We start from the raw sequence: 26,063 nt of genomic DNA on the forward strand, positions 1-26,063 counted from the left end.
AAGGCGACAAACCTACCCGAAGACCCGGATCAAAGATGCCGGAGAAACACTCCAGTATGTCCGGACCTCCGGAAGGGAGCATTATGATTCACCGAAACCAAGGCGCTCCTGGACCGAGTGGCATGCGGGTCGTTATTACCGGTGCCGGCGGGAACATCGGCCGTGGCCTCGCGACACGTCTCCTTGCCGCTGGCTACGACCTGAGCTTGTCCGACCTTGAATCCGTCGACGGCCTGGTTGCGGAGGCACGTTTCGCCCCGGGGGACGTCCGGACGGGAGAGGGTCTCCAGGCCGCGATGGCCGGCGCCGACATTCTCGTGCACCTGCCGGCATTGCACGGCATCCACGTTGACGATCATTCTGAAACGGAATTCTGGGAACTCAATGTAGATGGCACATTCCGCACGCTGCAAGCGGCCGTGGCCGCCGGTGTCCGCAAAGTGGTGTGGCTTTCGTCGCAGGCATGGCATGACTCGAACGACGTTTACGGGTTCACGAAAGTCATCGGCGAGCAGCTTCTGAACTATCGCCGGGTGCGTCACGGCATCTCATATGTTGCGGTCCGTCCTGCTTCACTGGTGCCCTGGACAGATTGGGCCCGCGACTATGGTCTCGGTCTGCTCTACGAGCGCGTAGACCGCAATGATGTACTCGACGCGATCCAGTTGTCAGTGCACTAGGTGGCAGCAAACGACGGCGGTCTGGCCTTGGATGCCCTCCATCCGGATGCAGCGTCGGCAGAGGATCTGCGCGAATGGGAACATGATCCAATCAGCACCGCAGACCGCCTTTTCCCTGGGGCGCGGGCCGTGGTCGAGCGGTTCGGCCTCGACATTTCAGCCACTCCCGTCCGGCCAAGCAAGCGCGGCTGGGCCGAGATTGGCTACACGCCGAGCCGCGACTTCGGTACGTGGATCGATGAGGTCACCGGACTCAGCGACGATCAGGTGAAAGCACGGACCAGCGACTACTGAACGCCATCGCGTCCAGGGTGGAAACAAGTCACCGTTCGGGGCTGGACATCGCACCGGGGACCGATCCAGTGCGGTGTCCGGGCCGGGCGTTCATGATGGGTTAGGGGCTTTGGAAGGGGAAATTGGGGTGTGTACAAAGTACACTCTTTGGGGTTCGGATCGGGTCGTATGTGGGTCGGATCGGGCTGGATTCCGCATGTTTCCGCGGGAGCCTTGTGTTTGCAAGGGCTGGAATGCAGATCGAGTCCCACCTCGGGCACGTGTTTTCCCTGTTCAGGGGCTTGTGAGCCGCTGAATGTGTACAAATCTCCTTTTATGGGCCCCCGGTAGGGGCCCATTTTCGTTGGTGGCGGCTCGTCTGGCGGATCCTTCTCTTGGCTTGGACAGCGGTGTTGCTGMGTACTCCTTCAYGGCCGGGAGCGCYTGGAACTGCCTGACTTSCYGTGACTTGGGGTCAAATCTTCGTGGTCATCCCKGTCGGCAGCCGGAACTCCTGGGAAACTCTCGTCATKWCCTCGATGATGTTCYCGAGCATCGGGTAGGGCCGGGCGAACCGATCGGGTTTGGTGACGAGCATGGTGTCGCCGGCCCGGACAGCCGCCAGGGCTTCGTTCGGTCCCGCCCTTGCCTTGTTTCTACCGGTCGGGCAGTGGTCGACATTGATCAGTCCTCGGGGACGCCCGAGACCCGTAGGCGCCTTGCGCTGCGCTGTCAGGTCCTGTTCGTTAGTGGAGCCCCGGGCGTAGCCAATGGTCTGCGCGGGTGGGTGCAACTGTCGCGATTATCCAAACAACCCGAGCAGGACAATTTTGCGGGTGGGGTATACGCGAATCCAGGATTCCAGTATCTGTATCGGATTTTCTCGGAGCGCGCGTGCGGGCAGAGGATGTCGCGGTGGGGGACCGGCTTATGCGGCAGGCGAAACTGGCACGGATCAGTTCTGAGGCCAAACCGCAGTTTCTAGCAAACAGTGGATTGTGAATGCCTTTTGGTCGCATTCGTGGACTCATCGCACGAGGGATGCTGCGCGGCTGACCGGGCGGTTATCCAGGATCAGTGGCAGAAGGGCTGCAGGGGAGGGAGCAACGGCGGCGGCCTGCGCGGCTTCCTCGGCCTCCCCGTATCCCCAGAGTGCGAATATTGTGGGGATTCCGTGTTTGGCTGCTCCCGCGACGTCGTAGCTTCGGTCTCCGACCATTGCGGGACTGGAGATGTCTGCGCCTGCGGAATCGAGCCGAAGCAGCAATTCGGCGATGACGTCTGCCTTGCTCGCTCTTCCCTCGCTGTCAGACGCTCCGCATACGTTGATGAAGTGGCAATCAATTCCGAACATTCGTGCCAGTCTTATTGCTTGATCTTCAACCTTGGATGTGGCTACGGCCATCGGAATGCCAGCCGAGTGTAGGCGTTCTAGCAGATCGATGATCCCGTCGTATGGGCTGGACTGTTCGGCGCCATGATCGGCGTACGCTTTGCGATAATGTTGGAGGGCCTTTTGGGCCGTCTTTTCGTCCAGTTGTGAGACTGTTCTGAAGGACTCGATCATCGGCGGTCCAACGAATCGGCGCAGTATGTCCATTCTGGGAACCGGCGCGCCTACAGCTGCCAATGCCTGTGCAGCACTTGCTGTAACGCCCGGTGCTGAATCCAGGAGCGTTCCGTCCATGTCGAACAAGATGCAGCTAATGCCAGTGAGAGACGGCCGGGCTTGATGAAGTGTCATTTTTTCGAGGCTTTCGGTCTTGAAGTTGTTTCCGTTCCGGTTGTGCCCGGGATTGTCGCTGTGAAGGGTAGGCATGGATCGAGTGAGTCTTGATCAGATTGACCAGAGGATTCTTGCGGAGCTCACGAAGAACGCTCGCATGAGCCATGCAGAGCTGGCGACCAAAGTCCTCCTTTCGAGGAACGCTGTGCGCCAGCGGATCGAACGGATGGAACGGCAAGGGTATATCCAGGGGTACACGATTGTTGCGGGCCCGCCGGGGCAGGGCTCGGTGTCCGCCTTCCTGATGGTTTACAGGAAGGACCGGGTGCGGGGGGCGGACGTCATCTCCGTGTTGCGGTCGATTCCGGAAGTAATTCTGTGTGACGTCGTGAGCGGCGACTTTGATCTCCTGGTTAGGATCGAGGCCCGGTCGCTGGAGAGGGTTCAGGAGATCTGGGAGCAGATCGCTGCTATTCCCGGCGTCGCGGACACGGTGACGGCCATGACGCTTTCCAGCTACATCAGGAGGGCCGGCGGAGGCGCCAGCGCCACGGAGTGAAATCGATCAGACTCCGGACATGCCGGCACTTCTAGCGGGCAGCACGGCGAGTTCAATCAGTGACTGAGCTACGTTCCGGTCCAAGAGCTTTCTGCCGGTGACTATGTCCAGAATGGTTGACCCGTCTCGGAGGGCTTCCTTGGCCACTGCTGCTGTTGCGGCATACCCGATGGCCGGTATGAAGGCCGTTGCAAGGCCCACCGAGGCCGCCGTCTGGCGGGCGAGGCGTCCGGTGTTCGCTTCGATGCCCTCGATGCAGTATCGACGAAGAGCGCGGGATCCGTGTTCGAGCCATGCAACGCTTTGGAGCAGGACATGGGCAATGACAGGCTCGAAGGCATTGAGCTGGAGCTGCCCGTTGTCAGCAGCCATCGTCACCGTAGTGTCAGCTCCGGCGACCGCGAAGGCAATCTGATTCAGGGCCTCCGGGATGACAGGGTTAACCTTTCCCGGCATGATTGACGACCCCGCCTGACGCGGGGGAAGGATAATCTCGCCGAAGCCGTTCTGGGGCCCGCTCGACAGCAGCCGGAGGTCGCTGCTGATTTTGGAGAGCTTTATKGCSGTGCGTTTCAGCRTGCCSGACAKGTGCATGAAAACRCCRACGTCGGACGTCGCTTCGATGAGGTCAGCAGCGGGGCATACCGGGACGCCGGAGAGTTCCGACAGCGCCCGAAGKACGAGTTSCTGRTACCCGAGTTCGGCGGTGATGCCGGTCCCGATGGCGGTGGCGCCCAGRCTGCACTCGCGCATCAGCGCTGCGGATTCCATAAGCCTGGAGCGGTCTTCTTCCAGCGTAGCTGCGAAGGCATTGAACTCCTGTCCAAGGGTCATCGGGACGGCATCCTGAAGCTGTGTTCGGCCCATCTTCACAACGTCGGCGAATTCTGTGCCCTTGCGGCGGGCGGATTCGGCGAGTTTGCCCAACTCGTGGTTGAGTTCTGTGGTGGCGAAAATCAGTGCCAACTTGATCGCCGTTGGATAGGTGTCATTGGTGGATTGGCACCGGTTGACGTGATCAATGGGGTGCAGGTGCTGGTATTCGCCGCGGCGGTAGCCCAGCTTTTCAAGCGCAAGGTTCGCGATCACCTCGTTGGCGTTCATGTTCGTGCTCGTGCCGGCGCCGCCCTGCATGACGTCCACACAGAACTGTTCGTGGTGATATCCGTCCTGGATTTCCTGGCATGCATCGCGGATCGCTGTCGCTTCCCGCGGGTTGAGGATGCCCAGTTCACAGTTGGCCTGCGCCGCAGCGTTCTTGATCATCGCCAGGGCACGCACAAGGTGCGGGTGGCTGGAGACCGGAATGCCACTGATGGTGAAGTTTTCCAAGGCCCGGGCGGTATGTGCTCCCCAATATGCTGTGGCCGGTACAGGAACGTTCCCGAGCGAATCTGACTCGATGCGGGTGGTCATGGTTTTCCATCCTCTGTGTGGAAGTTTGGGTGGTGGCGTCTTGTGGCCGCTTGCTCGGAGGAACTGGAGGGGGGGCGCAAGGCCCGGTCGCGCCCCTCCRGTTCGATYAGTTCTTGATGCAGAYGACCTTTGGCTGGGTCATCTCCTCGTACGCGAAGTGGACGCCCTCCCGGCCCATGCTTCCGTATTTGGCCCCGCCGAACGGCATGCCGTCGAACCGGTAGTCAGAGGAATCGTTGATCATGACGCCGCCTGCTTCGAGCYGTTGGGCCGCGTCCATTGCCTTGGCCAGGGAGTCGGTGAAGATGCCCGCATGAAGACTGAACTCGATGGCGTTGGCGACTTCGATGGCTTCTTCGAAGGTAGTGAATTTTCGGAACATGACCACGGGCCCGAAGACCTCCTCCTTCCACAGCCGGCCATCGGCCGGGACCGCTTCCAGAACGGTCGGGTGAAGCACATTGCCGTCCGTGACATTGCCTGAGAGCAGGACAGCGCCGGCGTCGAGGGCCTCGTCCAGCTTGGTCTGGAGCTCATGCAAGGCAGCCGRGCTGATCATGGGCCCGACATCCGTCCGTTCATCGGATGGATCGCCGGCAATCAACCGCGCGGTTGCCTCCAGGAAGCGCTGGCGGAACGCGCCGTACACCGGGGCGGCCACGAGGATCCGCTGCACCCCTACACAGTTCTGGCCGGCGGCCCAAAACGCTCCGGAGACGCAGGATTCCACTGCCTTCTCGATGTSGGCATCCTCCAGGACGATCACGGGCGCGTTTCCGCCAAGATCCATGGACAGCTTCTTCAGGCCTGCGGTGCGGGCGATACTCTCACCCGTGGCGAACCCACCGGTGAAGGACACCATTCGCACGTCACGTGACCTGATGATGGTTTCGGCCACTTCCCGGTCGCCATGCACGATCGTGAGGGCCTCCGGCGGCAGCCCGGAGCTTACCAGGGCGTCCGCGAGCAGCTGGGCCGACAGGGGAGTCAGCGCAGAGGGCTTGAGGATCACGGCGTTTCCTCCGGCGATTGCCGGGCCGATCTTGTGTGCCACCAGGTTGAGGGGGTCGTTGAAGGGAGTGATTGCGGCAATGATGCCCAGTGGTTCGCGCGAGTACCATCCGGTGCGGTCCTCGGAGCCCTCATACGAGTCAAAGGGGATGACTTCGCCCGCGTTYCGGCGCCCTTCGGCAGCGGAGAGGCGCAGCGTGTTGACCGCGCGCAGTACTTCCTTCCGTGCCTGACGGATCGTTTTCCCGGCCTCGGACACAATCGTTTGAGCGAACTCCTCGCTGCGCTGCTCGATCTCTGTTGCGGCGCCGTCCAGTATCTTCCCGCGGGCGTTGCGGGACAGCGCCCGTGCCTTCCGGGCGCCGACGCGGGCCGTTTCGATCACGGCATTGCCGGCGGTGGCTTCAGTCAGCGAAACCGCGCCGACCACGCTGCCGTCGTAGGGGCTCGTCACGTCACGGAACTGCGGCAGCGCCGTTTCTGTCGAACACAGCGTGGATTCAGACATGTGCGGCTGCTCCGGTCCTGGCTCCGTGCATGGCGATGATGTCAGAGAGCAGCGCGTAGGCGGTCTCCACACGGCCGGCTCCCGGTCCTGAGACGGTKACTKGGCCCAGAAGGTCCGTGTCGAACGACACGGCATTGGTCGCACCGGAAACCCCGGCGAGACCATGGTCGAGGGGGAGCGCTACGGGGGAKACGCCTGCTGTCACGGACCCGTCCRGGTTCCGMCGTGCTGCACCGACGAGCTTCCAGCGGCATCCCTCGCGGGCTGCYTYCTGGATGTTCTCCGGCGWCAGGGTCGAAATTCCCTGGCGCTGRACGTCCTTGAGTTCCAGGCTGGCGTCGAGCAGTTCGTTGGCGAGGATGAGGACCTTGAGCTGAACGTCGTATCCCTCGATGTCGGCTGCGGSGTTTGCTTCGGCGTAGCCGAGGTCCTGCGCCTCGCTGATGGCCGCTTCGAAGTCCAGGCYGGCTTCCATCCGCCCGAGCACATAGTTGCTGGTGCCGTTGAGGATGCCTTCGAAGCCGTTCAGCTTCAGCCCCGCGAACATCTTCTTGGCCAGGCGGATGACGGGAGTGCCGCTCATGACGGCGCCCTCGAACTCAAAGTGCACGCCRTTCTGTTTGGCCAGSGAGGTSAGCTCGGCGCCGCGGAGGGCAACCGGGCCCTTGTTCGTGGTACAGACGCTCTTGCCGGATTCGAGKGCCCAGCGCACGTGTGAAACTGCCGGCTCGCCGYCGTCGGGATTCGTGAAGGTCGCCTCGCAGATGATGTCGGCGGTGCAGTTGCGGATAACTGATTCGTTATTGGTATCCGCGGATCCGCCGTACTCGGCGAAGGTTTCGCCGCCACCGCCCAGTGTGAGGGCGATGGAGAGGTCGATGCCCTCGGGCTGGACCAGGGATCCAAGGCGAAGGTCGGTGATGGCCACGACCCTCAGGCCGAAGCCCAGCTCGGAACGAAGTGTCTCACCGCGTGTAGCGATCAGTTCGGCCAGCGTCCTGTTGACGCCGCCGAAGCCGATCAGCGCAATGTCGTAGGTGGTCATGGTGCTCCTTCAATCAGTTACATCGGTCCTCCAATGCTGACCGCATTCCATGTCCGTCAGTGCATGTGATTCTGACCGAAAAACAGGGCAAATTGACCATCTGACTGCCGATTCGACATCGGCATCTCAAGTAACCTACGTGCAACATAGGCATGTTGAAATGTTTTTAATGACCAAAGYRMCGTTTTCGTGTTAGTTTCATCACTATCGCTATTGCACAGCTCGAGGCGGCCYGTCCCACACGCCGGGGCGATGTGCGTACTCTTCGCATCAGACCTGTCCACTCACCTGGGAGAAACCATGGAATCCTCATCACCTGTCCAGCTARAACCGCAGCCCACGATTCCCCCGTCGACCGATTCCGGGCTCCGGCGGTCCATGGGGGCACGGCATCTGGTCATGATCGCCATGGGCGGGGTGATCGGCTCCGGGCTTTTYCTGAGCTCGGGCTACACCATTTCCCAGGCCGGGCCRCTCGGGGCGGTCATCGCCTATCTCATCGGCGCCTTTGTTGTGTACCTGGTGATGGCCTGCCTCGGCGAACTTGCCATCGCATACCCGGTCTCGGGCGCCTTCCATATCTACGCGGCGAGGTCGATCGGGCCGGCCACCGGGTTCACCACGGCCTGGCTCTACTGGCTCTGCTGGGCAGTSGCCATCGGATCGGAGTTCACTGCCTCCGGTCTCCTGATGCAGCGCTGGTTCCCGGGTGTTGACGTCTGGRYCTGGTGCGTCATCTTCGCCTCGGTCCTCTTCGGATTAAACGCAGTTTCCTCGAAGTTCTTCGGCGAATCCGAGTTCTGGTTTGCCATCGTCAAGGTCGGCGCCATCGTGGTCCTCATCGTTCTCGGTGGCGCGGCGCTGTTCGGCGTCCACCCGCTCAGCGRGGGGGCCAACCACCCCTTWATGTTTGAGAACTTCAACACCTCCGGCGGYCTSTTCCCCAACGGCTTCACCGGYGTCCTCGTCACAGCACTTGCAGTGTTCTACGCCTTCTCCGGCTCTGAACTCATCGGCGTGGCAGCGGGCGAAACAGCTGACCCCGCCACGAGCATCCCCAAGGCRATGCGCAGCACCGTCGTCCGTCTGCTRGTCTTCTTCGTCGGGGCAATCGCYGTCATCGCCGCGACCATCCCSTWCGAGCACGTCGGACTGGATGAAAGCCCGTTCGTGACRGTCTTCTCATCCATCGGCATTCCTTTTGCCGCCGACATCATGAACTTCGTCATCATCACCGCACTGCTCTCCGCCGGAAACAGCGGACTCTTCTCCTGCGCACGGATGCTTTACTCCCTTGCCGACGAGGGCCACGCCCCACGGGCGCTGAAGAAGCTGACCCGGCGCGGTATCCCGATGATCGCGCTCTCCGTCAGCATGCTTGGTGGCCTGGCATCCCTCATCAGCAGCGTCGTTGCGCCCGAAACGGTATACCTCGCTCTCGTATCGGTGGCAGGTTTCGCCGTCGTCGGGGTCTGGATGTCCATCACCGYCTCGCACTTCTTCCACAGGAGGTCCTTCGTCAGGAACGGCGGCGATGTCGCTGCCCTTCCCTACAAGGCCCCGCTGTTCCCGCTGGTGCCGATCCTGGCCTTCTCGCTCTGTCTCATTTCGCTCATCGGCATCGCCTTTGACCCKAACCAGGTAGCMGCCCTCTATTTCGGACTCTCTTTTGTTGGKGCCTGCTACGCCTWCTTCTACTTCAAATACGGGCGCAAGGCGCGCGTAAACCAGCTGTCCTGACGCCATCATCAACCACCGTCTTCACAGCTTCGTGGCCGGGGTCTTTCTTCCCCGGCCACGAGGCTGTCCAAGGGCTAAACCATGAACTCACAAGACCTGATGCAACACGTGCGCAGTTCGGTCCAGGACGCCGGCAGCTGGCTGGAGATTGACGCCGCCGCTTTCGAGTCAAACGTCCGGAACCTCCTGTCCATGATCGATGACCGGGCGCTGTTGTGTGCAGTGGTCAAGTCCCATGCCTACGGACACGGAGCTGAGCTTTTACTCCCGTCCCTTGTTCGTCTAGGCGTTCCATTCGTCGGAGTAGGAAGCAACGAGGAGGCAGCCATTGCACGCCGCTGCGGTTTTGYGGGCCGGATCCTGCGTGTCCGTGCCGCGGCGCCACAGGAGATCAAGGCCGGCCTGCGCCACGACATCGAAGAACTTGTTGCCGACCCGCAGAGCGCGTGGGAGATACAGAAGATCGCTGCCGTGGCCGGGAAGGTGGTCCGCATCCACCTCGATATCAACTCTTCCGGGATCAGCAGRCACAGCCTCGACGTCTCGTCCTCGCTTGGCCGGGCATCCGCGGTAGGGATCGTGAGCCACCCGGGGCTTCAACTGGCCGGGATCATGACGCATTTTCCCACCGACGACAACGGCCATATTGAAACGGCCCTKCTGCGTTTCCAAAGCCAGGCGTTGACGCTGCTTCAACTGACCGGAACTCCCCGGGAGGAAGTGCTGCTCCACTGCGCCAATTCATACGCCGCCCTGCACGTGCACGGMTCGTGGCTGGACATGGTCCGYGCCGGGGCAGTCCTCTACGGCGATTCGGGTCCGACAGCAGCGCAYTTCCAACGGTGCATGGCSTTCAAAGCCCGGATCGCTTCCATTAATAGTTATGCAGCAGGTACCAAGGTCGGCTACGGGCTGACCCACACCCTGGAGCGGGACTCAAGGCTGGCGTCAGTGACAGCAGGTTACGGAGACGGCTACCGRCGGGCGCTGGCCGGCCAAGGCGGSGTGCTGGTCCGCGGCCGTCGCGCTGCCATTGTCGACRTCGTTTCGATGAATTCCATGGTYGTCGACGTCACCGACGTGGCGGAAGTCTGCCCTGGAGATGAAGTCGTACTGTTCGGGCGGCAAGGAAGCGCAGAAATCGCTCCCSCRGAACTGGAAGCAGCGAATTCAGCAATACTCGCGGACCTCTACACWGTGTGGGCGCAAGGAAACCGCGTCCTGRTCAACAATGAAGACATGTGAGAATAGGCGTAGTWATCGGGCGGAAGGAGCATGGAGCRTGGATTCTTCYTCGGAAGCGTCGTCCATGGCCCAGGGACTGCGGATAGTTCGGCTGGTCGCAGACCGGGAGAARTGGGGAAGGCGGCTTCTCGGTGTYTCCCAGYTMGCWTCMGAGCTGGACATGGAACAAAGCCGTGTCTCCCGGCTGACKCAGGAATTGTGTGAGCTGGGACTGCTGGAACGTGTCGAACGCGGACCATTCCGAACGGGGCCGCGTTTTTTCAGCCTGGCCGCAGCAGTGAATGCCGGCTGGGTCCGGGAATCCAGATCCGAACTTGAGGCTTTGGTGGCTTCTTTCGGCCTTCGATCCAGAATTTCCGTCCGCGAGGGCTTCCGCGTTATTCTCCTGCGGGCCTCCAGCAATGACGCGGTTCCCGGCAGCTTCGTGAAACCCGGCATGGTGACGCCCGTGTGGTGTACCGGGTCCGGCCGGGCCCTGCTGTGGGACGACCAGCAGCCCGCCGTTCAAGCCCTCCTCCAGGACGTCAACTTCATCGGAGTCGGCGGTCCGGGAGCGGCCCATTCGCCACAAGAAGTCGCCGAACTGATGGACCGGGACAGGACGCGGGGCTTCATCGTCGCGGAGGAAGAATTCGAGCATGGCGTCTACGAACTGGCCGTTCCCGTCCGCAGCGCTGAGGGATCCATTCTTGCCGCGCTAAGCGTCCTGGGCAGCCGGGCCGAGATCCAATCCAGCACCAATGACATCGCAAAGGCCCTCATAGCAGCAGCCGAACGCCTGGGGTCCCGCGAGGCCCGCACTCGGGACGACGCAGGCCGGAAGGGCCTGGCCAGCTAGAGCCCGTTCTGCGGCAAAGGGCGGCCCAGCGATGACTCAAGCCACCTTCCCCAGGACACGAGAGCCGTGGCGCAGAACTCCTGCCGCGGCTCCAATCGAGTCTTGGCGCCTACGACCTGCAACGCTGCCACCACGTCGCCCTTGAAGTCCCGAATCGGAACGGCCAGGGAATACAGCCCTGGCTCGGCTTCCTCATCGACKATGGAGTACCCCCGTGCCCGCGCCCCGCGCAGTCGGGACAGGAAGTCCTCGACGTCAAGCGGTGTATTGGGCCCATGGCGAACGAAGGCAACGCCCGAGAAAATGGTTCGTACCTCGGCATCCGACGCTTCCCACAGCAGGGCCTGGCCGGCATCACTACAAAACGCCGGGTAGGGCCGGCCCAGCCAAGAACCGACCATATTGCTACTTGCCGGAACACGCTCACCGATGGTGACAGTACTGTTTCCGCTCAGAACGCCAAGGAAGCATCCTTCATCAGTTTCACCGGCCAAGCCTTCCAAGGCGGTTACGCCGTCGGTCTGCAGCCGTTGCTCTGTCAACAGCTGTGCGTCTGTCAGGAGCGACCAGTCCAGGGTGTAGGACCGATGGTCTCCGCGTGCCAGAAACCCCTCCTGCTCGGCGGTCCGGAGGCTGCGCGAAACCTGGCTGCGGTCCCTGCCCAGATCGGCCGCTATATCAGCGACCGTTCCGCCGGACAGGCCTTCTGCGTTGCGGGAGCCCACCGCGAGGACAGCCATGACTCCCCGGCCCATGCTGGTTGTCTTAGACATGGATCCGATTCTAGTCACTGCACGAACAAGTCTTAGTGGATGGCGAAGACCCGGGCTGGAAAGCCGCTGCCTTGCAGCGGCTTAGGCCAGCTCGCAATGAGGACCGCGCCCGCTTCTGGAAGTCCGTCCAGGTTCGCCATCAGCTCGATCTGCCACCGGTTCCGCGCCAGGACATAGGTCTCCAAAGTGAAATCCTGGCGGGACGTAGCCCGCCCCGGGTCTGTGTCCGTCTGCTCATGGCCGACGGCAGTTACCGACCGTTCCTCGACCAGGAAGGAGAGGACTTCCTGCGACCAGCCCGGCGTGTGGCTGACACCCTCACCGTCCCTGTTTGCCATGGCATCGGCGTCGGGCCAACGATGGCTCCACCCGGTCCGCAACGCCACAAAGGACCCCGGTTCGATGGCACCATTGCGACGCTCCCATGCCTGAACGTCCTCCATCGTGGGAGTGGCGTCCGCATTTGCGATGACCCGCGCGGTGATGTCCAGGATGACCAGCGGAAGGACCATGTCCTCCACAGGAATCTGGTCCAAGGTCCGTCCCCCCCGGATGAAATGCGAGGGAGGGTCAACGTGTGTTCCCCATTGGCCGATGATCGAATAACGGTGAGCGGTGAAACCGTCGCCTTTCTCCAGATCGAAGACGGGCTCCCTAATTTCGTCGGGGAATGCCGGAAAATGCGGCTGGCCAGGGTGGAAGGCATGCGTCAGGTCGGTAAATGACCTGCCGGCAAGCAGCGGCCGCAGACCGTCCCAAAGTCCGGTCGAGGTGGCTTCCATCATGATGCGGCCTCACCCGCAAATACTGCCGGAAGGGCAGTGCTGGAGACGCCGATTGGCCCTGTCAGTTCGATGACAGGGACCTCCCAGGGATGGATATCCACGATGCTCTGCAGGAAGCGTTCCACAGCGGCATCATCGAGCGCCGCATCAAAATACGTCGTGAAGACAAAAGTAGGTGAAATCGTCTGCTGGCCCACCTGCCCCAACGTCGGGTTAGCGCCTTCCGTACAGGTGAATCCCTCGAAACCCAACCCGGATTCGAAGACATGCCTGTAGTTGCCAAAATCCCCCAAATCGGGGGATTCGGACACGGCCTGGAGCAGGGCCACGACGCCCGCTTCATCCCTGAATGCTTCAACATCGCCCTTGGCGAGCCGCGAAAAAGTTTCCGAAGCTACGGGCCAATGCACACGCAGCTTGCGTACTGATTTCATTTCAATCTTCAACGGAATCCTCTTCCTGATCGGTTCACAAAGGGTGACTGAATGCCATGGTGGCATAGAGTGATGATCATTACAAGCATYGAAAAATGCTTATTACGCACATATGGGGTGAGGCGGTCACGTTCACTCGGCACCTCCGCTCGGCTTGGGGACTGAGCCGGGACGCGCCGGTAGCTGGAGTGGCTGCTGACCGTCATGTGAATGCCCGGGACCGTGGCGCCCTTGCCATTGCACGTTGTGCTGCGTGGCACTGCCGGACGATGAGGCACCGCTTCCGCCTGGCAGGCACGACCGAACCGAACCGCTAGGAGCCCTGAACGATGCCCAGAAACACCAAGCTCTCCCGCCTGCTCGATACCGGAGCAAACCTGACAGTAGACGGCGCACTCGCCACCGAGCTTGAAGCGCACGGCTGCGATCTGGACGACCCTTTGTGGTCGGCTAAAGTCCTTCTGGAACAACCGCAACTCGTCAAGCGCGTGCACCACGATTACTTCCGCGCCGGAGCCGCGGTGGCCATCACGGCGAGCTATCAAGCCACACCGCTGGGATTTGCGCGGCGCGGCATCGGCCAGAAAGAAGCCTTGGAGCGGGTGGCCCTGAGTGTGCGCCTGGCCGACGAGGCGCGTCGGGAGTATCTGGCCGAAAACCCGGATGCGCGCCCTCTGTTGGTTGCGGGATCGGTCGGGCCCTACGGCGCGTACCTTGCCGACGGATCGGAATATCGGGGCGACTACTTCCTCAGCCAACACGAGTTTTTGGAGTTCCACCGGCCTCGAATCGCAGCGCTGGTGGAGGCCGGAGCGGACTTTCTTGCCTGTGAGACGCTGCCTTCATTGGCCGAGGCCGAGGCCTTGCTGGCGCTCATGAAAGAGTTCGACGTCGAAGCCTGGCTCTCCTTCACGCTACGGGACGGTAAGCACATCAGCGACGGCACGCCGCTGGCCCAGATCGCAAAGCTTTGCAGCACACAGCCGCTCGCGGTGGCGATCGGCGTGAACTGTGTGCCGCTGGAACTGGTCGCGCCATCCCTGGACGCCTTGAGCAAAGCCACCGATACGCCCCTGATTGCATACCCAAATTCGGGCGAAAGCTACGACGCAGTCACCAAGACGTGGGGGCCGGCCGCGGCAGGGGACAGCCCGGCGGGCCCGGACAGTAAACAGCCCACAAGACTTGCGCAGGGAACGCCCGTCTGGCGTGAACTTGGTGCCCGGCTCATTGGCGGGTGCTGTCGAACGACCCCGCAAGATATTGCCGCCGTGGCCAGACTGTCAGAAAATCCCTGATCAGAAGCTGCCAGGCGGCAGAACGGGGCGTGGCCATAACCCCGCGTTTGTCACTCACAAGGCCCTGAGTTGGAGGTGACAAACTGGATCCGGGCATCGAGGGCGGCGGCAATCAGCGCCACACATGCGCCCTGACTCACTCCGTACAAGCCGCACCCCGAGCCCGTCACAGCTGGGTGGGATCTCAACAGCGCCGCCGCACGGAATCCCTCCGCGCGGGCAGTCAGGGATTGAGTTCCCCAGTCACCGGGGGCAGTCTCCGCAGCCGGGTTTGTCGTGTGTGAGGGCCACAGTTCCACTCAGGACAAGCAGATCAACAGCACCACCCCAGCCATCGGCTGTACCGTTTCCGGACCCGTCCAGCATGACCACTCCTGGCTGGGGTAGTGGTGAAGGACGGTAGTGAATCAGCGCGTCGAGGTCGCCGTCGGCGGTGCTGACTCGGGGGCGCTCCCTGCGCTATGGCAGCTGTCTGTCAGCGCTGGTCGAAAAGTGAGCCATTTTGCCGCCGCTTGGCGTCCAGTGGTCGTTGCAACACCTGAGCCTTTAGGAGTTGCAATTGGGAGACATGAAAAGACCGAGGAAATCCCGGGGCGCCCCTCCGAAGAACGCTGCACGCGCTCACTATGATCAGCTGATGAAGCAGGGAATGGGCAATTCCGAAGCGTGCCGGATCGTAGGAATCAGCAGCCCAGGGCACCGCGAATCATTTTCTCGATCAAAGTGTCTCCTTCGTTGTAGCCGGCGCGTGTGCTCCGTCCTCCTGGGCCGGGAAAGGCTCTCCCGTGTTCACGGGCCACCTGATGAGGCAGCGGGACTGGCATCGGCAGCATGACGGCCGGGGATCCCATCCTGCTGGTCCGCGGTCAGTGCTGTCCCAGACTTCCTCCGGTGGGCGGGACAGGGCCTGGTCCGCGTTCCGTGCCTGTGTCCCGGTCGGCCGCGCTGGAGGAGTCGCTCACGACTGTCCCGTCCGAATCGCCGTCGGTGTCAATGAGGCCGTTGGTCTGGTCGAAAGGCTTCGCTTCGGACCGGCCAGCAGTCTCTTCCGCGGTATGAGTCGCGTCCCGGGGGGTTCCCTCACCGGGAAACACGCTGCCCGCGGTGCCGGTGGGCGGAACGGCTTCAACCTCTGGGTATGGCGTGGCCTGAGCCGGCGCGTCTGGGCCGGTGGCCTTGCTGCCTGCCGCTGCAGCGACGCCCGACGCTGCAGCGGCGGCGAGCCCAACTCCGGCAACGACCGTGCCCGACACCCCGGCTTTGCCGCTGTCCCCCCGCGACCCCGCGGCCTCATCAATGCCGGGCGTGCCTCCGGAGGCGCCCTCGCTGACGGATCCGCGCCAGGCGCCGGTCGCGTAGCCCTCGTCTTCAATGAAGGCCTTGAACCGGTTGAGGTCACTCTCGGCTTGCCTCTCTACGATGTTCAGCCTGTCGCCGATCTTTTCCACGATCCCTTCGGGCTCATATTCCAGGGACAGCTGTACCGATGTCTGCCCGCCGCCGAGGTCTTCGAACGTCACGGACCCTGCGTTCGTTGCGCCCTCTGTGGCGGCCCATGCGACTTTTCGGTCGGGTACCTGCTCGAGGATTCTGGCCTGCCACTGCCTGCGCACCCCGACGATTTCCGCAACCCACTCGAGCTGGTCGTCACTGAGCTGTTTGACGCTCTTCACCCCGCCCATAAAGCGCGGAAATTCTTCGAACTGGGTCCATTGGTTGTAGGCCACGCTCACGGGAACGTTGACCAGAACTCGCTTTTCAACCTTGGTGCTCACGGTGTCTCCTTCGACGGGATTTTTTTGGGAACTGGCGGGAAGGGAATCAATCATCAGCATGCTTACTATAACTTCGGGGGTGTCATCCGGGCCAGGGGGCAATTCGTGCTCGGTCCGCCGTGGCCCGGCCTCCAGACATGAGCGTCGCGCCGGTATTGAAGCGGCCGCTGCCCAGGTATCCGGCGAATGTCCGGGACGGCGAGGCCGCCGCGGTCGTCCCGGCCGCACTAGACGTCCGGGACTGCGTGGGAGCCCGACGTCTAGTGCGGCGTCGGCGCCGCTTCCTCGCGCAGTCTGAAGCGGGCACCGGGAACGCCTATCAGCGTGGTGCGCGTCCCGTCGTCTGCCTCCAGGTCGAGGTGGACCAGCCGATGTCGGCGGTGTTTTGCCACGATGGCGAAGCTGGCACCGGCCAGCCGCAGGATCTGTCCTTCGAGGACCTCACGGAGTTTGTGCTCGACGAAGGACTGCGGGAATGCGGGTTCGGTCATGGTGTTCAATTCCCTCCTAGGGGCGCCTATCGGTGCGGATTCGTGGCAACGTCGTTTCGTACACTCACGGAAGGMCCCGCCGGCCGGAATTCGGGCGGCCGCCGGGAATCCCGTACGTGGCCGATGGCTGCCTAAACCCTGCTCCTGCGGCCGGCGACGGCGCCGTAGATCAGGAGCACTATGACGGCGCCGAGGATGGAGAGGAGCCAGGTCCGCAGATCGAAGAAGTCACCGAGGCCTCCGCCGAAGATCAACGAGCCGATCCAGCCGCCGAGGATCGCGCCTACGACGCCCAGGACGAGTGTGATCACCCAGCCGCCGCCCTGCCGGCCGGGCAGGACCGCCTTGGCGATGGCTCCTGCGATAAGCCCAAGAAGGAGAAATCCGAGAATCCCCATGACTGCACTTCCTTTCGGTAGACCGGCCGGGGATGCGACCGACATCAAGATTTAATCAGCATGCTTAGTAGTATGCAAGGACCCGGCGCCCCTGGGGCGGTCGTGCGTGGATGCCCCATCAGTCGCCGACCTTCGGCGGCCCGCGGAGGGAAGAACAGCCACTTGATGGCCTTCGTCCCCACGCGAGTGCCTGTGGGTGCCGCGGTTCGTGGGTCTAGGGCCGGGATCCGTAGATGAATTCCTTTGCGTGGCTGACGGCCTTTCTGAACGCATCGTTGCGCAGGGTGATCTGTTCGTCCGTGTCTGTGGTGCCCGGTTCGATGTAGGCGGTGAGGCCGGGGTGGAGCACCCAGATGTCCCCGGCGGGCGGGAGGTAGAAGACCCCGAAGGAGCGGTGCCGGGAGTCTTCGGCCCAGATAGGGACGACGGCGACCGCGGCGCCGGTGTCCGGATTGATCCATTGGGCCCGGGGCAAAGGCTGTTCGTGGACTTCGGGGTCCAGGAACGGGGCCGTGCCCTTGCCCCAGCGTTGTTCGAAGCGTTCATAGAACGCCGGCATCAGCTGGGCATCGTACGGGTGCCAGGCACTCATGGCGCTTTCCTTCTCCATTCGTGTAGTCAGCGGCGTCCGGGTCCTGGTCAGAACCGGATCCACCACAGGACCTGCCGTCCCGGGGCCGGAGTGCCCGGTGTAATGGGGCATTCCCACCGCAGCGGACCGATGATCAGCTCAGGGCCGGACAGTCCCGGCTCCCGTGCCGGCGGCGCGGGATCCCGCAGCGCCGGCTGCGGCGTCGTCGGCCGGTGCCGGTCGTAGGCCGCCCGCTTAGCCGGGTCGCCGAGGACGGCGTAGGCATCCATGATCTCCTGCAGCTCCTGCCGCTCTTGTGCTGTGGAGTCAGGGCCGGCGGGAACGGCGCCCGCGGGACGGGTGTCGGGATGACGGGCCCGCACCAAGGCCCGGTACGCGCGGCCAACCTCGCGGGCCGTCGCCGCACGGCCCAGATGGAGAACCTCGTAGGGATCGGGGCTGCGTCCCTTCATGGTCCGACTCCCGTCTGCTCGGCTTGTTCCGGTCCACCCCGGCGCCCCGGCGCCCCGGCGGGTCGCGGGGGCGGGGGTGTGCGGGTGGTCCTCGGCCCGGAGACAGGGGACCACCATGCGGGAGGCACCGTCGGGGGCCGCTTTTCGCTGCGCAACTGGCGCGGTGGCGTGGCTGCTCTGCATCGCCCTTTACTTACTGGTGGCCGGTCCCGCTGCTCCCGGTCCTGCGGGCCTGTCCTTCCCAGGGGTGGATCAGGCGGCGTTGATTGCCTGTGGCTCGTTCTTCTGGGAGGTGATCTCGATGCGGCGCGGCTTGGCCTTCTCGGCTACGGGGATCCGCAGCGTCAGGACCCCGGCGTCGTAGCTGGCCTTCACCGCGTCGGTGTCCAGGGCGTCGCCGAGGATGAGCTGGCGGCTGAAGACACCCCGGGGACGTTCGGCGGCGATCAACTCGGTGTCTTCACCTTTCGGGTCCTTGCGCTCGGCCCTGACCGTGAGGACGTTGCGTTCGACGTCGATGTCCACCGAGTCCGCGGCGACTCCGGGCAGGTCGAAAGCGACGACGAAATCTTCGCCCTCCTGCCATGCGTCCATGGGCATGGCCGCGGGCCGCGCCGTGGTGCCGAGGACCTGCTGGGCGAGCCGGTCAAGCTCGCGGAACGGGTCGGTACGCATCAGCATGGTCTTCTCACTCCTTGCAGTCGATTTTCTTCTCATTCCACCCAGCCACTTATGTGTCGTGGCTGGTATAGATTTTTTATAGCACCGGTGCGAAACTGGTGCAAGACGTTTTTTGGGTTTTTTGAGGAGGCCGGGATGGAGCGGAACCCGGGGAGAAGCGCGGCGGTTTATGCCATTTCCGTGGCGGCGGAGCTGGTCGGGACCGGGCAGCAGAACCTGCGGCTGTATGAGCGCCGGGGCCTGCTGGAACCGGGCCGGACGGTCGGCGGAACACGCCGGTACAGCGAGCAGGACCTGGCGATCCTGCGCAGGATCGGCGCCCTGCTCGATGACGGCCTGAACCTGGCCGGCATCCGCCTCGTCCTTGAACTTGAAGCGGCCAACAGGCGCCTCGAAAGCGAACTCGCAGCGGCCCGGGCGCGGGAGCACCGGGCGAAGAGCACTTCGGCCAGTGYCGCCAGCCCAGGGACTGCGGGAACGAACGGCGGTGCAGGCCGCCGCGGACGAGGGGTCCGCGTCTAGGCCCGGACGCGTCCAGGTCCGGACGATGGGACACGGATTTCCAGGATGCCGTCACTGTAAGAGGCCCTCACCTCAACCGGATCGACAGCCGCTTCCCGCGTCGGTTACTTCGCTTCCCCGCGTCGGTTACTTAACGTTGAGCAGGCGGCGGTCACGGGCGTTTCGGTTCCTCGCGGCCAGGCCTCCTGATCCAGCGGGGCCGGGGCCCGGTCGAGGGTCTGGCTTTGAACGTGGATCACTACTCTCGAGTTGTTCCAGGTTTGGGGGGCGCGTTAACAGGGCTTGAGGGCTATGACTGCGGCCCGGCTGAGGCGCAGCGGTGAGGGTGCATCGCCAAGGCTGCGCTGAACCAGGCGGCCCGCTGTGACCAGAAGCAGACAGTCGTCCGGGACGTGGGCCGGGGGCGAGGGGCGTCGAGGACTGCCTCCCCTCTGCGCCGGAGGACATCCTGCATACCGCACCCCGTATCGAAAGTTGTCGCCGTGCACGCCCAGCCGCGTCTTGCGGCACAGAGGGGCTGTGGTCTTCGTGCGCGGGCTGGAGTTCCGCCGGGTCGGTGCATGCGAACATCGGGGCGGCGCCCCCGGATGCCCGGGGCCGGCTGATTGTAAGTTGACCGCACGGGCGGAACGGGGGGTCCGGCTGCGCTGGTGCGTCAAGCACGCAGTTGGGCCGCGACTAGGCCGCAGGGGAGAGCGGCCAGGGCACGGTGCCGCGCGCCCGGGTGTGGGTTTACCGGCACATGGTCGGGTGGGCGTCCGTCTGCTTTACCAGGCCAGGGCCTTTCTCTGACGGGACTGGATGGCCGTGCTCTGGCCGCAGTGCGAGCAGGCGATCCGGTAGGTCCTGGACGTGGTYAAKACGGGGATGAAGAAGAGCGTGAACTTGGTGGCGCGTTCCTGCAGGTGGTGGTGGACCAGYTGGCCGCAGTATTGGCAGGTTGCGGTCCGTCCGGRCAGGTYTTTCAGGACCGTGTTGAGGCCGAAGAGGAGAAWCATCGGTGACTCCTTTCGAAAAGGKTGCTGATCACGCCKTGGGGGAGAGCCGGGTGGCGAGGCCGGTGAGCAGGATGGTGATGCCTTCGTCGAGTTCGGCCATTCCGTCGTAGTCGGCGAGGACCGGGGCGAGGGCGCGGAGGCRGGGRAAGTCCTTSGCMGGCAGCCGGYGCAGGCCMAGGCGGAGGAGGGCTTCGTTTTCCTCCGGGTCCACGATGAATTCCTGCAGTTCGTTGAGGATRTGSCCGTACAGGTATCCGTAGTAGGCGCGGTAGACATGGAGGGCATCGGCCGGGGCGAACCCGGCGTCGATSAGCAGGGACAGGATTTGCTCCAGYGGCCGCAGCGTGCCCAGTGGGCGAAGGCCCAGGGGTGTTGACAGGGGGCGGGTCACGAGCAGGGGTACGACGTTGGGGTGCCGGAGCGCAAGGTCGCGCAGATCGTGGGCGATGCGCCGGAGCTGGGCCTGCCAGTCCGGGTCACTGGGCAGGATGACCAGTTCGTTCAGCACGAGCTCAGAAACGCCGTCCAGCAGTGSCGCGCGGTTTTCGGCGTAGCGGTAGAGGCCCATGGGATCCCGGCCGAGTTCCTGCCCGAGCCGGCGCATGGTGAGGGCGTCGAGTCCTTCGGCGTCTACCAGGGYCAGRGCCGCGGACAGCACAATCTCCCGGCTGAGTCGCTTCTTCTTGGCGGGGCCCGAGGCAGGGGCGGTCTTTTCTGCGGGGGACATGGGTTCCGTTCCGGCCGCGGTGTCGGTCAGTCYCACCGGAGAGGCCGTTATCAGGGAGTYRGTAAGCAGGCTTGCTTATTTTGTAGTCTACGCCTAGAGTCTACATTGTAGAGACGTTGTTATCACCRGTTTCAGAAGCGGGACCCTGGTGCACACGGCCCTTCCGGCCCCTCACGCTAAGCCCAGGAGATCCCCATGACGGCCCACACCGCCCACACCCCGAAAAACTCCCGAAAAGCGCCCCGGATTTAGTAGCGGCGCGACTTCCGGATCGTGGCAGGGCCCCGGCAACGGCGGCGCGTCAGGATCCAAGCCCCTCAACAGTTCATCCCCGGAGCGGCAGTGCTGCAGCATCCGGGACCCCGCTTGACGCCCCGTGCATGGCGTTCGAGTATCAGCTGCTGTAGCCCTCGGCGGCACAAAAACGCACCCAGCGGAAATGAGCCAACCATGGCAGATTCGCAGTACGACCAGTTCCTCCAAGAAGCCACCACCCTGGATGACCAATCCGATTCCGTCCTCGGACAAGACTGTCTCTACGGCCTCTACACCAGTTGGTGTTTCCTGTCCCAGACGGTGCCCCGGCCCGAAGACGCCTTCTGGGCGGCCATGAAAGAGAAAAAGATCCGGCCTGGACACGCGCACCTTCGCATGAAGGGCCCCGCGGCCGCAGACTACATCGTGTCCAGCTACCCCGGGCTGGTCTGAGCCCGGTGACCGTTACGTCCGGAACATACCGTCCGCGGAGCGCCCACCAGCCCAGAGGGCGCCAGCCGTGGTGCAGCAATTGCCGCACCGACCGGCATCTCGTTGCCGGCCCTGTCACGGTCCTGGACTCCCGAGAGGAAACCCTTGCCCTCGCCGTCACCTGCACCAGATGCAGTGGCTCCCGGGTTCTGGCAACCACGGCAACCTTCGCCGCTGCCATCCTGGGCAGGGCAGGCATGAACGGCGACGTCACCCGGCCCGCCCCGGCCGCCGTCCATTGCAGGGAACCTATGTCCCTGGTGGAATCAGGACCCGAAACCGCCGGCGCCTGGCAGCCCGGGTCACCGGTTCATCCCGCGGACCATCTTCCGTACTCCGTGCTGCGGTGCAGATGCGGTTTTCAAATGGATGTACCCGCCGGCCCGTGAACCCAAGCTACCCGCCCGCTCAAACCACGAAGTACTCGGCCACCCTGACCAACCACACCACCCCGCACAGCGGACCAGACCGCTGCCACCCCCTGGAAACTGTCCGGCGTCGAAGGGCTTGACCCATCGACCCAAGGGCTTGCCGATGCCCTGGCCAAGGTGAAGTCCGGCCGGGACGTCTCCGACGCCGAGAGGTTGGTGAAGAGCTGTGTGWTKGGTGCGCACGGATCGGGGATGATCAGGCCGTGCGCGGAGAACGGACGAAGATAAGCGCSGAGTTCCAYAACGGGCCGTTCGCGCGGTTTGGCGCAGGGTGATTGGCAGGCTTTCGGTTCCCTTGCCATCGGTGGATCATGTGATGAGTCCGGAAGGTTTGTCAGGCCGGCATTCCCCACTTAGCTGCGGCAACGTACTGCCGTGCTGAACGACTCTGTCGGTAACGGGTGTGACGCTGGTAGACCGATAACCACGTGTGACCAATCCAAGCATTTCGGGGGGCCTTGTGGCCGAGGTGAGCATTAGCACTGAACGCGGGGAAATGCCTGCCTACCTCTTACTACCGGCCGGCAGGGGTCCTGGCCCGGCGTGGTCGTCGTCCATGATGCACTGGCCTGAGTCGCGATACCCGCGGGCAGGCGGACTGGCTGGCCAGCGAGGGGTTCCTCGCAGTGGCGCCGAACGTGTTCTACCGGGCGCCATGTGCATCGCCAGCAGTGGCTGCGCCAAACCTTCGCAACCACGGCTCGGGTCAGAAATAACTGCCGTGCCGGGGTCATCCAAACCCGTCAYAGTCACGAGTTTTTCAGTCATAGTCGGTGTCCGTGTCATCGTCCGTGAGGCGGCGGAAGTCTCTGGAGAGGTACAGTGCCATCGCCGCGGGGTTGTTTACGTCGACGGCGACAGTCACGGTGGTGCGGCCGGTATATCCCTGCGGGTCATCGTGGACGAAGGTCGTGAGAAGTGCCAGCCCCAGATCCAAGACGTCGCGCGGCATTTCCTTTTCCATCGCGAGTACTCCCTGAACGCAGACGAGAGTCGAATCCCGGTTATTCACAGAACCTATTCCAGAGACATTGGGAATAACTTGCAAAACCTACACGCCCAGCGGGCCGCACGAAGCGCTGCCTTCGCGCTGGCGTCTCTACTGGCGCGGCCAACTCCCGACTCCAGCGCGGGGGCGGGAAGCGCCTGGGGCGCTTAGCCGAGCAGGGAGACGGCGTGGGCGATCACGAGGGCCAGGAGGACGAATCCTCCGGCGGCTTCGAGTCCCATCATCATCTTGGCCCGGGGTGACAGGGGCATGGTGTCGGTGGGGCTGAAGGCCATGGAGTTGGACAGGGAGAAATAGGTGTAGTCGACGAAGGAGGCGACCCAGCCGCTCTTGACTGAGGAGCGCGTCGCAACTTCCGTGACGGCGTCGTGGTCTTCGTCCTGGGGGAACCGGAAGTCGGCAGCCGGGAGGTTTTCCCGGTGGGTGTTCCGCCGTGCGACCGGTCCGCCGCGGTCCAGTTCCCAGAAGACCAGGGCGAAGGCGATGATGTTTGTTACCCAGATCTGCAGTGCTGCCAGAAGGAGCGTGCGCCCGTCACCGCTGCCGGAGGCCGTCAGCAGAATGATCAGCTGCACCAGGGCGACGCCGTTCGCGGCGACGAGGAGAAGGGCCTGGCCCGTGGCTAGTCGTTTGGACCAGCGTGTCTCTTTGTGCAGCCGGCGGGGGTTGAGGATCAGCAGGGGAATCAGCATCACGAGTCCGATTACCACCACCGTGTAGCGTACGACCGGCAGGAAGGCGCTGGGAAGGGCCGCATAGAGGCCCAGCGCGATGAGCAGCCCGATTACGGCCGGCCAGCGGTGTTCGGCGCCGTCTTTCAGGTTTGCAGTCTCAGACATCCATCGAGTCTAGGCAATGCTGCGGTGCATCCGGGCCTGGACGCGCACGAAGCAGGGAGCAGACGGCCATCTGGCTTGGGCGCCCCGTCCGGTGGCCCAACTCGGGTGGGAGAAGCCCCACACAAGACATTCCCACGGAATTGAGCGGTCGTTTCCCTTACAGRGCGGGATGTCGGCTGCAGTGGAGAGGATCATTCGGGCAGTTCCATCTGGAAGCCGCAGACGCATCTGAGGACCCGGGTGGACAGGTACACCTCCAGGGTGTCGTCGGACGTGCGTTGGGTGGACAAGGGCACGGACAACCGGCGGAGTTCGGTGCCGGCGTTTTCCATTGGTTGTCCGCAGTGCATGTAGTGGCCGCCGAGTATCAGCACGTCGCCGGTTTGCTCCAGTCGAGCCAGGAGCGGGGAGAGGTCAGCGACCCACGCAGGATGTTCACTGAAGCGCCGGCATCGGCCGCAGGTGTGGGAAACCAGCACGATATCGGACGGACGGTCAGGAAGGTGGGTCACTGATCTGAGGGTGAGATGGCGGTCCGTGCCGCAGCTGCTGCATATCACCGGCAGCACGTCTGGTGGCCGTCCGGCCCGGACGGCCGCCCCGGGCCTGGGTGTCCTGCCCTGAAGCAGGCACCAGCTCGTGTACAGGCCGTAGAGACAGTCCGGGCCCAGGGGGTTGTCGGTGTCGGGGGCAGGGGAAGTGGCGTCATGAAGGAACTGCTGGAAATGCGAGGTGGCCATGGTCAGGCTCTTTCCTCAGGGTGCGTGCCGGGCCGCCATGTGGCTACAGCAGCGTTACCTCCAAGCGTGCACAAAGCCGGAAGAAGGTCCCTGAGAAGAGCAACCGGTACGCAGGAGCCTGTACTGAAGCTACGCCGTGCAGCCCGGGGTTGTATATGGCGGCCCGCGATCATCTGTAGGGTCGTTCGGCCCCCAAGAGGTCGGAGAGGTCCTGGGTTTCAGAGGAACAAGAAATCAGCGCCTCCGACATCGGCATGAAACGCGGAGTCTCCCGCGTCAGGAGGACCAGCCGGKCGGGGGRCGAACCCCTACGCTTCGGTGAACGGACCGTGCCCGGGGCATTTGCTGGTTTTGAGGTTTAGCTGCGGCTCTCTTCGGGTCCGTCGGTGTCGAGGTGTTCTTTGCGGACTTTCTCCTTGATGGTCACGTCTTCCGTGACCGTTTCCGTGCCGATGCGGACCCGTTCGACCGGGACGGTCTCCTTGGTGACGATGATCGTTCCTCATGGAGGATGATCTCGTTCTCATCGTCCGCACGGTCCGCCACCTCGCCGCGGTTCTCCTCTGCAATCGGTTCTCGCTCGACCCGCACTTCTTCGCGCTGCACTGGAACCGTCCTGGTTACATATTCCGTGGTGACGTACTTGCGAAGGCGGCCCTGGCCGGCGGGCGGCTGTTCGGTACCCGCGTCCGGGCGCGGCTGAGATCGGACCTGGGTGTCGTCGGTGGCGGGGGCGGTGGTGTCGTATCCGGTGGCCTCGGATGGCTCGCCTGCGGTGGTGCGGCCCGGCATGGTGGTGTTTTGTGCGGCGGGGGCCCGGGTCTCGTCGGTGGCGGGGGCGGCGGTGTCGTATCCGGCGCCGCCAGTGCCGGGGGCACCGGGGCCTCGGATGGCTCGCCTGCGGTGGTGCGGCCCGGCACGGTGGTGTTTTGTGCGACGGGGGTCCGGGTCTCGTCGGTGGCGGGGGCGGTGGTGTCGTACGCGGCGGCGCTAGGGAGCTCGGATGGCTCGCCTGCGGTGGTGCTGCGGCCTGGTGTGGTGGTGTGTGGTGCGGCGGGGGCGGTCGTGTCGTATCCGGAGGTGGCTGTGACAGGTTTGGATGGCCCCGGTAGGACGGTTATTTCTGGCCCCACTTCGTGACTCGCCGGGCACCTGTGACGGTTATTTGTGGCCCCACCTTCAACGTTGGATCCATCAGTGGATGGATGCGGCGGAAGGCTGGTCTGGATGGAGTCGAGAGTGGAGTTGTTCGCGCGGATTCGGAGGGACGCCCGGGTTGAGGGCTTATCGGTTCGTGCGTTGGCGGTCCGGTACGGGGTTCACAGGCGAA

At 63.6% G+C, this 26,063-nt stretch carries 29 protein-coding genes and 1 pseudogene; 9 read left to right on the forward strand and 21 right to left on the reverse strand.

What is annotated here, in order from left to right:
• Nucleotides 1–122: 122 nt before the first annotated feature.
• Together AC1DEY_RS12940 and AC1DEY_RS12945 are read left to right on the forward strand one after the other, a co-directional pair.
• A complete protein-coding gene (locus AC1DEY_RS12940) occupies nucleotides 123–680 on the forward strand; it encodes an NAD-dependent epimerase/dehydratase family protein (RefSeq protein WP_476868275.1) in 558 nt (185 codons plus the stop codon).
• Nucleotides 681–974 (forward strand): hypothetical protein, encoded by a 294-nt coding sequence (locus tag AC1DEY_RS12945; RefSeq protein WP_476868276.1) that lies wholly within the window; start codon nucleotides 681–683, stop codon nucleotides 972–974.
• A gap of 454 nt (nucleotides 975–1,428) precedes the next feature.
• Here the strand turns inward: AC1DEY_RS12945 and AC1DEY_RS12950 are convergent, their stop codons facing one another.
• Nucleotides 1,429–1,746: a recombinase family protein gene (locus AC1DEY_RS12950; protein ID WP_476868277.1), complete on the reverse strand. Its 318-nt coding sequence runs from the start codon at nucleotides 1,744–1,746 to the stop codon at nucleotides 1,429–1,431.
• A gap of 234 nt (nucleotides 1,747–1,980) precedes the next feature.
• Nucleotides 1,981–2,697, reverse strand: a complete 717-nt coding sequence (locus tag AC1DEY_RS12955) for an HAD hydrolase-like protein (RefSeq protein ID WP_476868305.1) — start codon at nucleotides 2,695–2,697, stop codon at nucleotides 1,981–1,983.
• Between the two features lie 73 nt (nucleotides 2,698–2,770).
• Between AC1DEY_RS12955 and AC1DEY_RS12960 the strand changes: the two genes are divergently transcribed.
• Nucleotides 2,771–3,238, forward strand: a complete 468-nt coding sequence (locus tag AC1DEY_RS12960) for an Lrp/AsnC family transcriptional regulator (protein ID WP_476868278.1) — start codon at nucleotides 2,771–2,773, stop codon at nucleotides 3,236–3,238.
• Between the two features lie 6 nt (nucleotides 3,239–3,244).
• On the opposite strand, the gene AC1DEY_RS12965 is transcribed toward AC1DEY_RS12960, so the two are convergent.
• The 3 genes from AC1DEY_RS12965 to AC1DEY_RS12975 all read right to left on the reverse strand — a co-directional run bounded on the left by AC1DEY_RS12965 (nucleotide 3,245) and on the right by AC1DEY_RS12975 (nucleotide 7,218).
• Complete coding sequence (locus tag AC1DEY_RS12965) at nucleotides 3,245–4,654, reverse strand: aspartate ammonia-lyase (protein ID WP_476868279.1); 1,410 nt, start codon at nucleotides 4,652–4,654, stop codon at nucleotides 3,245–3,247.
• A gap of 106 nt (nucleotides 4,655–4,760) precedes the next feature.
• Complete coding sequence (locus tag AC1DEY_RS12970; protein WP_476868306.1) at nucleotides 4,761–6,173, reverse strand: aldehyde dehydrogenase family protein; 1,413 nt, start codon at nucleotides 6,171–6,173, stop codon at nucleotides 4,761–4,763.
• A complete protein-coding gene (locus AC1DEY_RS12975; protein WP_476868280.1) occupies nucleotides 6,166–7,218 on the reverse strand; it encodes a homoserine dehydrogenase in 1,053 nt (350 codons plus the stop codon). The genes AC1DEY_RS12970 and AC1DEY_RS12975 overlap by 8 nt, the downstream gene beginning before the upstream one ends.
• A 300-nt stretch (nucleotides 7,219–7,518) precedes the next feature.
• Here AC1DEY_RS12975 and AC1DEY_RS12980 point away from each other — a divergent pair, with 300 nt between their 5' ends.
• The 3 genes from AC1DEY_RS12980 to AC1DEY_RS12990 all read left to right on the forward strand — a co-directional run bounded on the left by AC1DEY_RS12980 (nucleotide 7,519) and on the right by AC1DEY_RS12990 (nucleotide 11,041).
• Nucleotides 7,519–8,958 carry an amino acid permease gene (locus tag AC1DEY_RS12980; protein WP_476868281.1) on the forward strand — a complete coding sequence of 480 codons (1,440 nt, stop codon included), beginning with the start codon at nucleotides 7,519–7,521 and terminating at the stop codon, nucleotides 8,956–8,958.
• Between the two features lie 81 nt (nucleotides 8,959–9,039).
• On the forward strand, nucleotides 9,040–10,203 hold the full coding sequence (gene alr / locus AC1DEY_RS12985) for an alanine racemase (protein ID WP_476868282.1): 1,164 nt from the start codon (nucleotides 9,040–9,042) through the stop codon (nucleotides 10,201–10,203).
• A gap of 37 nt (nucleotides 10,204–10,240) precedes the next feature.
• The gene (locus tag AC1DEY_RS12990) at nucleotides 10,241–11,041 is read left to right on the forward strand and encodes an IclR family transcriptional regulator (RefSeq protein ID WP_476868307.1); all 801 of its coding nucleotides are present in this window, start codon (nucleotides 10,241–10,243) and stop codon (nucleotides 11,039–11,041) included.
• Here AC1DEY_RS12990 and AC1DEY_RS12995 read toward each other — a convergent pair.
• From AC1DEY_RS12995 to AC1DEY_RS13005, 3 genes are read right to left on the reverse strand one after another with little or no spacing between them, the layout of a single operon-like run.
• A complete protein-coding gene (locus tag AC1DEY_RS12995) occupies nucleotides 11,038–11,814 on the reverse strand; it encodes an IclR family transcriptional regulator (protein ID WP_476868283.1) in 777 nt (258 codons plus the stop codon). The genes AC1DEY_RS12990 and AC1DEY_RS12995 overlap by 4 nt on opposite strands.
• Before the next feature lie 32 nt (nucleotides 11,815–11,846).
• Nucleotides 11,847–12,599: a cyclase family protein gene (locus AC1DEY_RS13000; protein ID WP_476868284.1), complete on the reverse strand. Its 753-nt coding sequence runs from the start codon at nucleotides 12,597–12,599 to the stop codon at nucleotides 11,847–11,849.
• A complete protein-coding gene (locus AC1DEY_RS13005) occupies nucleotides 12,596–13,045 on the reverse strand; it encodes a hypothetical protein (RefSeq protein ID WP_476868285.1) in 450 nt (149 codons plus the stop codon). Before AC1DEY_RS13005 ends, AC1DEY_RS13000 begins: the two co-directional genes overlap by 4 nt.
• A 317-nt stretch (nucleotides 13,046–13,362) precedes the next feature.
• On the opposite strand from AC1DEY_RS13005, the gene mmuM reads away from it, so the two are divergent.
• Nucleotides 13,363–14,331, forward strand: coding sequence for a homocysteine S-methyltransferase (gene mmuM / locus AC1DEY_RS13010; RefSeq protein ID WP_476868286.1), 969 nt, complete (start codon nucleotides 13,363–13,365; stop codon nucleotides 14,329–14,331).
• A 50-nt stretch (nucleotides 14,332–14,381) separates the two neighbouring features.
• Here mmuM and AC1DEY_RS13015 read toward each other — a convergent pair whose 3' ends face one another.
• The 7 genes from AC1DEY_RS13015 to AC1DEY_RS13045 form a co-directional block, all read right to left on the reverse strand.
• Nucleotides 14,382–14,630, reverse strand: coding sequence for an acyl-CoA thioester hydrolase/BAAT C-terminal domain-containing protein (locus AC1DEY_RS13015; protein WP_476868287.1), 249 nt, complete (start codon nucleotides 14,628–14,630; stop codon nucleotides 14,382–14,384).
• 567 nt (nucleotides 14,631–15,197) lie between these two features.
• Nucleotides 15,198–16,106, reverse strand: a complete 909-nt coding sequence (locus AC1DEY_RS13020) for an SRPBCC family protein (RefSeq protein WP_476868288.1) — start codon at nucleotides 16,104–16,106, stop codon at nucleotides 15,198–15,200.
• Nucleotides 16,107–16,366: 260 nt separating this feature from the next.
• Nucleotides 16,367–16,597, reverse strand: a complete 231-nt coding sequence (locus AC1DEY_RS13025; protein WP_476868289.1) for a hypothetical protein — start codon at nucleotides 16,595–16,597, stop codon at nucleotides 16,367–16,369.
• Nucleotides 16,598–16,728: 131 nt separating this feature from the next.
• Entirely contained in the window at nucleotides 16,729–16,995 is a 267-nt protein-coding gene (locus AC1DEY_RS13030; protein WP_476868290.1) for a GlsB/YeaQ/YmgE family stress response membrane protein, read from the reverse strand.
• A 214-nt stretch (nucleotides 16,996–17,209) separates the two neighbouring features.
• On the reverse strand, nucleotides 17,210–17,587 hold the full coding sequence (locus tag AC1DEY_RS13035; RefSeq protein WP_476868291.1) for a hypothetical protein: 378 nt from the start codon (nucleotides 17,585–17,587) through the stop codon (nucleotides 17,210–17,212).
• 47 nt (nucleotides 17,588–17,634) lie between these two features.
• Nucleotides 17,635–18,039 (reverse strand): J domain-containing protein, encoded by a 405-nt coding sequence (locus tag AC1DEY_RS13040; RefSeq protein ID WP_476868292.1) that lies wholly within the window; start codon nucleotides 18,037–18,039, stop codon nucleotides 17,635–17,637.
• A 252-nt stretch (nucleotides 18,040–18,291) separates the two neighbouring features.
• On the reverse strand, nucleotides 18,292–18,720 hold the full coding sequence (locus AC1DEY_RS13045) for an Hsp20/alpha crystallin family protein (RefSeq protein ID WP_476868293.1): 429 nt from the start codon (nucleotides 18,718–18,720) through the stop codon (nucleotides 18,292–18,294).
• Between the two features lie 135 nt (nucleotides 18,721–18,855).
• Here AC1DEY_RS13045 and AC1DEY_RS13050 point away from each other — a divergent pair, with 135 nt between their 5' ends.
• A complete protein-coding gene (locus AC1DEY_RS13050; RefSeq protein WP_476868294.1) occupies nucleotides 18,856–19,242 on the forward strand; it encodes a MerR family transcriptional regulator in 387 nt (128 codons plus the stop codon).
• 767 nt (nucleotides 19,243–20,009) lie between these two features.
• Here AC1DEY_RS13050 and AC1DEY_RS13055 read toward each other — a convergent pair.
• Together AC1DEY_RS13055 and AC1DEY_RS13060 are read right to left on the reverse strand one after the other, a co-directional pair.
• Nucleotides 20,010–20,240, reverse strand: a complete 231-nt coding sequence (locus AC1DEY_RS13055) for a zinc-ribbon domain-containing protein (RefSeq protein WP_476868295.1) — start codon at nucleotides 20,238–20,240, stop codon at nucleotides 20,010–20,012.
• A gap of 28 nt (nucleotides 20,241–20,268) precedes the next feature.
• Nucleotides 20,269–20,967, reverse strand: coding sequence for a TetR/AcrR family transcriptional regulator C-terminal domain-containing protein (locus tag AC1DEY_RS13060; protein ID WP_476868296.1), 699 nt, complete (start codon nucleotides 20,965–20,967; stop codon nucleotides 20,269–20,271).
• Between the two features lie 450 nt (nucleotides 20,968–21,417).
• Between AC1DEY_RS13060 and AC1DEY_RS13065 the strand changes: the two genes are divergently transcribed.
• Nucleotides 21,418–21,675 carry a hypothetical protein gene (locus AC1DEY_RS13065; protein WP_476868297.1) on the forward strand — a complete coding sequence of 86 codons (258 nt, stop codon included), beginning with the start codon at nucleotides 21,418–21,420 and terminating at the stop codon, nucleotides 21,673–21,675.
• Between the two features lie 1,230 nt (nucleotides 21,676–22,905).
• Here AC1DEY_RS13065 and AC1DEY_RS13070 read toward each other — a convergent pair.
• From AC1DEY_RS13070 to AC1DEY_RS13085, 4 genes and pseudogenes are all read right to left on the reverse strand, one after another.
• Nucleotides 22,906–23,109, reverse strand: coding sequence for a hypothetical protein (locus tag AC1DEY_RS13070; protein WP_476868298.1), 204 nt, complete (start codon nucleotides 23,107–23,109; stop codon nucleotides 22,906–22,908).
• Between the two features lie 191 nt (nucleotides 23,110–23,300).
• On the reverse strand, nucleotides 23,301–23,993 hold the full coding sequence (locus tag AC1DEY_RS13075; RefSeq protein WP_476868299.1) for a hypothetical protein: 693 nt from the start codon (nucleotides 23,991–23,993) through the stop codon (nucleotides 23,301–23,303).
• 191 nt (nucleotides 23,994–24,184) lie between these two features.
• Nucleotides 24,185–24,733 carry a hypothetical protein gene (locus AC1DEY_RS13080; RefSeq protein ID WP_476868300.1) on the reverse strand — a complete coding sequence of 183 codons (549 nt, stop codon included), beginning with the start codon at nucleotides 24,731–24,733 and terminating at the stop codon, nucleotides 24,185–24,187.
• Between the two features lie 358 nt (nucleotides 24,734–25,091).
• Nucleotides 25,092–25,525, reverse strand: a pseudogene (locus AC1DEY_RS13085) (YsnF/AvaK domain-containing protein).
• Nucleotides 25,526–26,063: the final 538 nt, after the last annotated feature.

This window comes from Arthrobacter sp. 05T47, assembly GCF_056395825.1.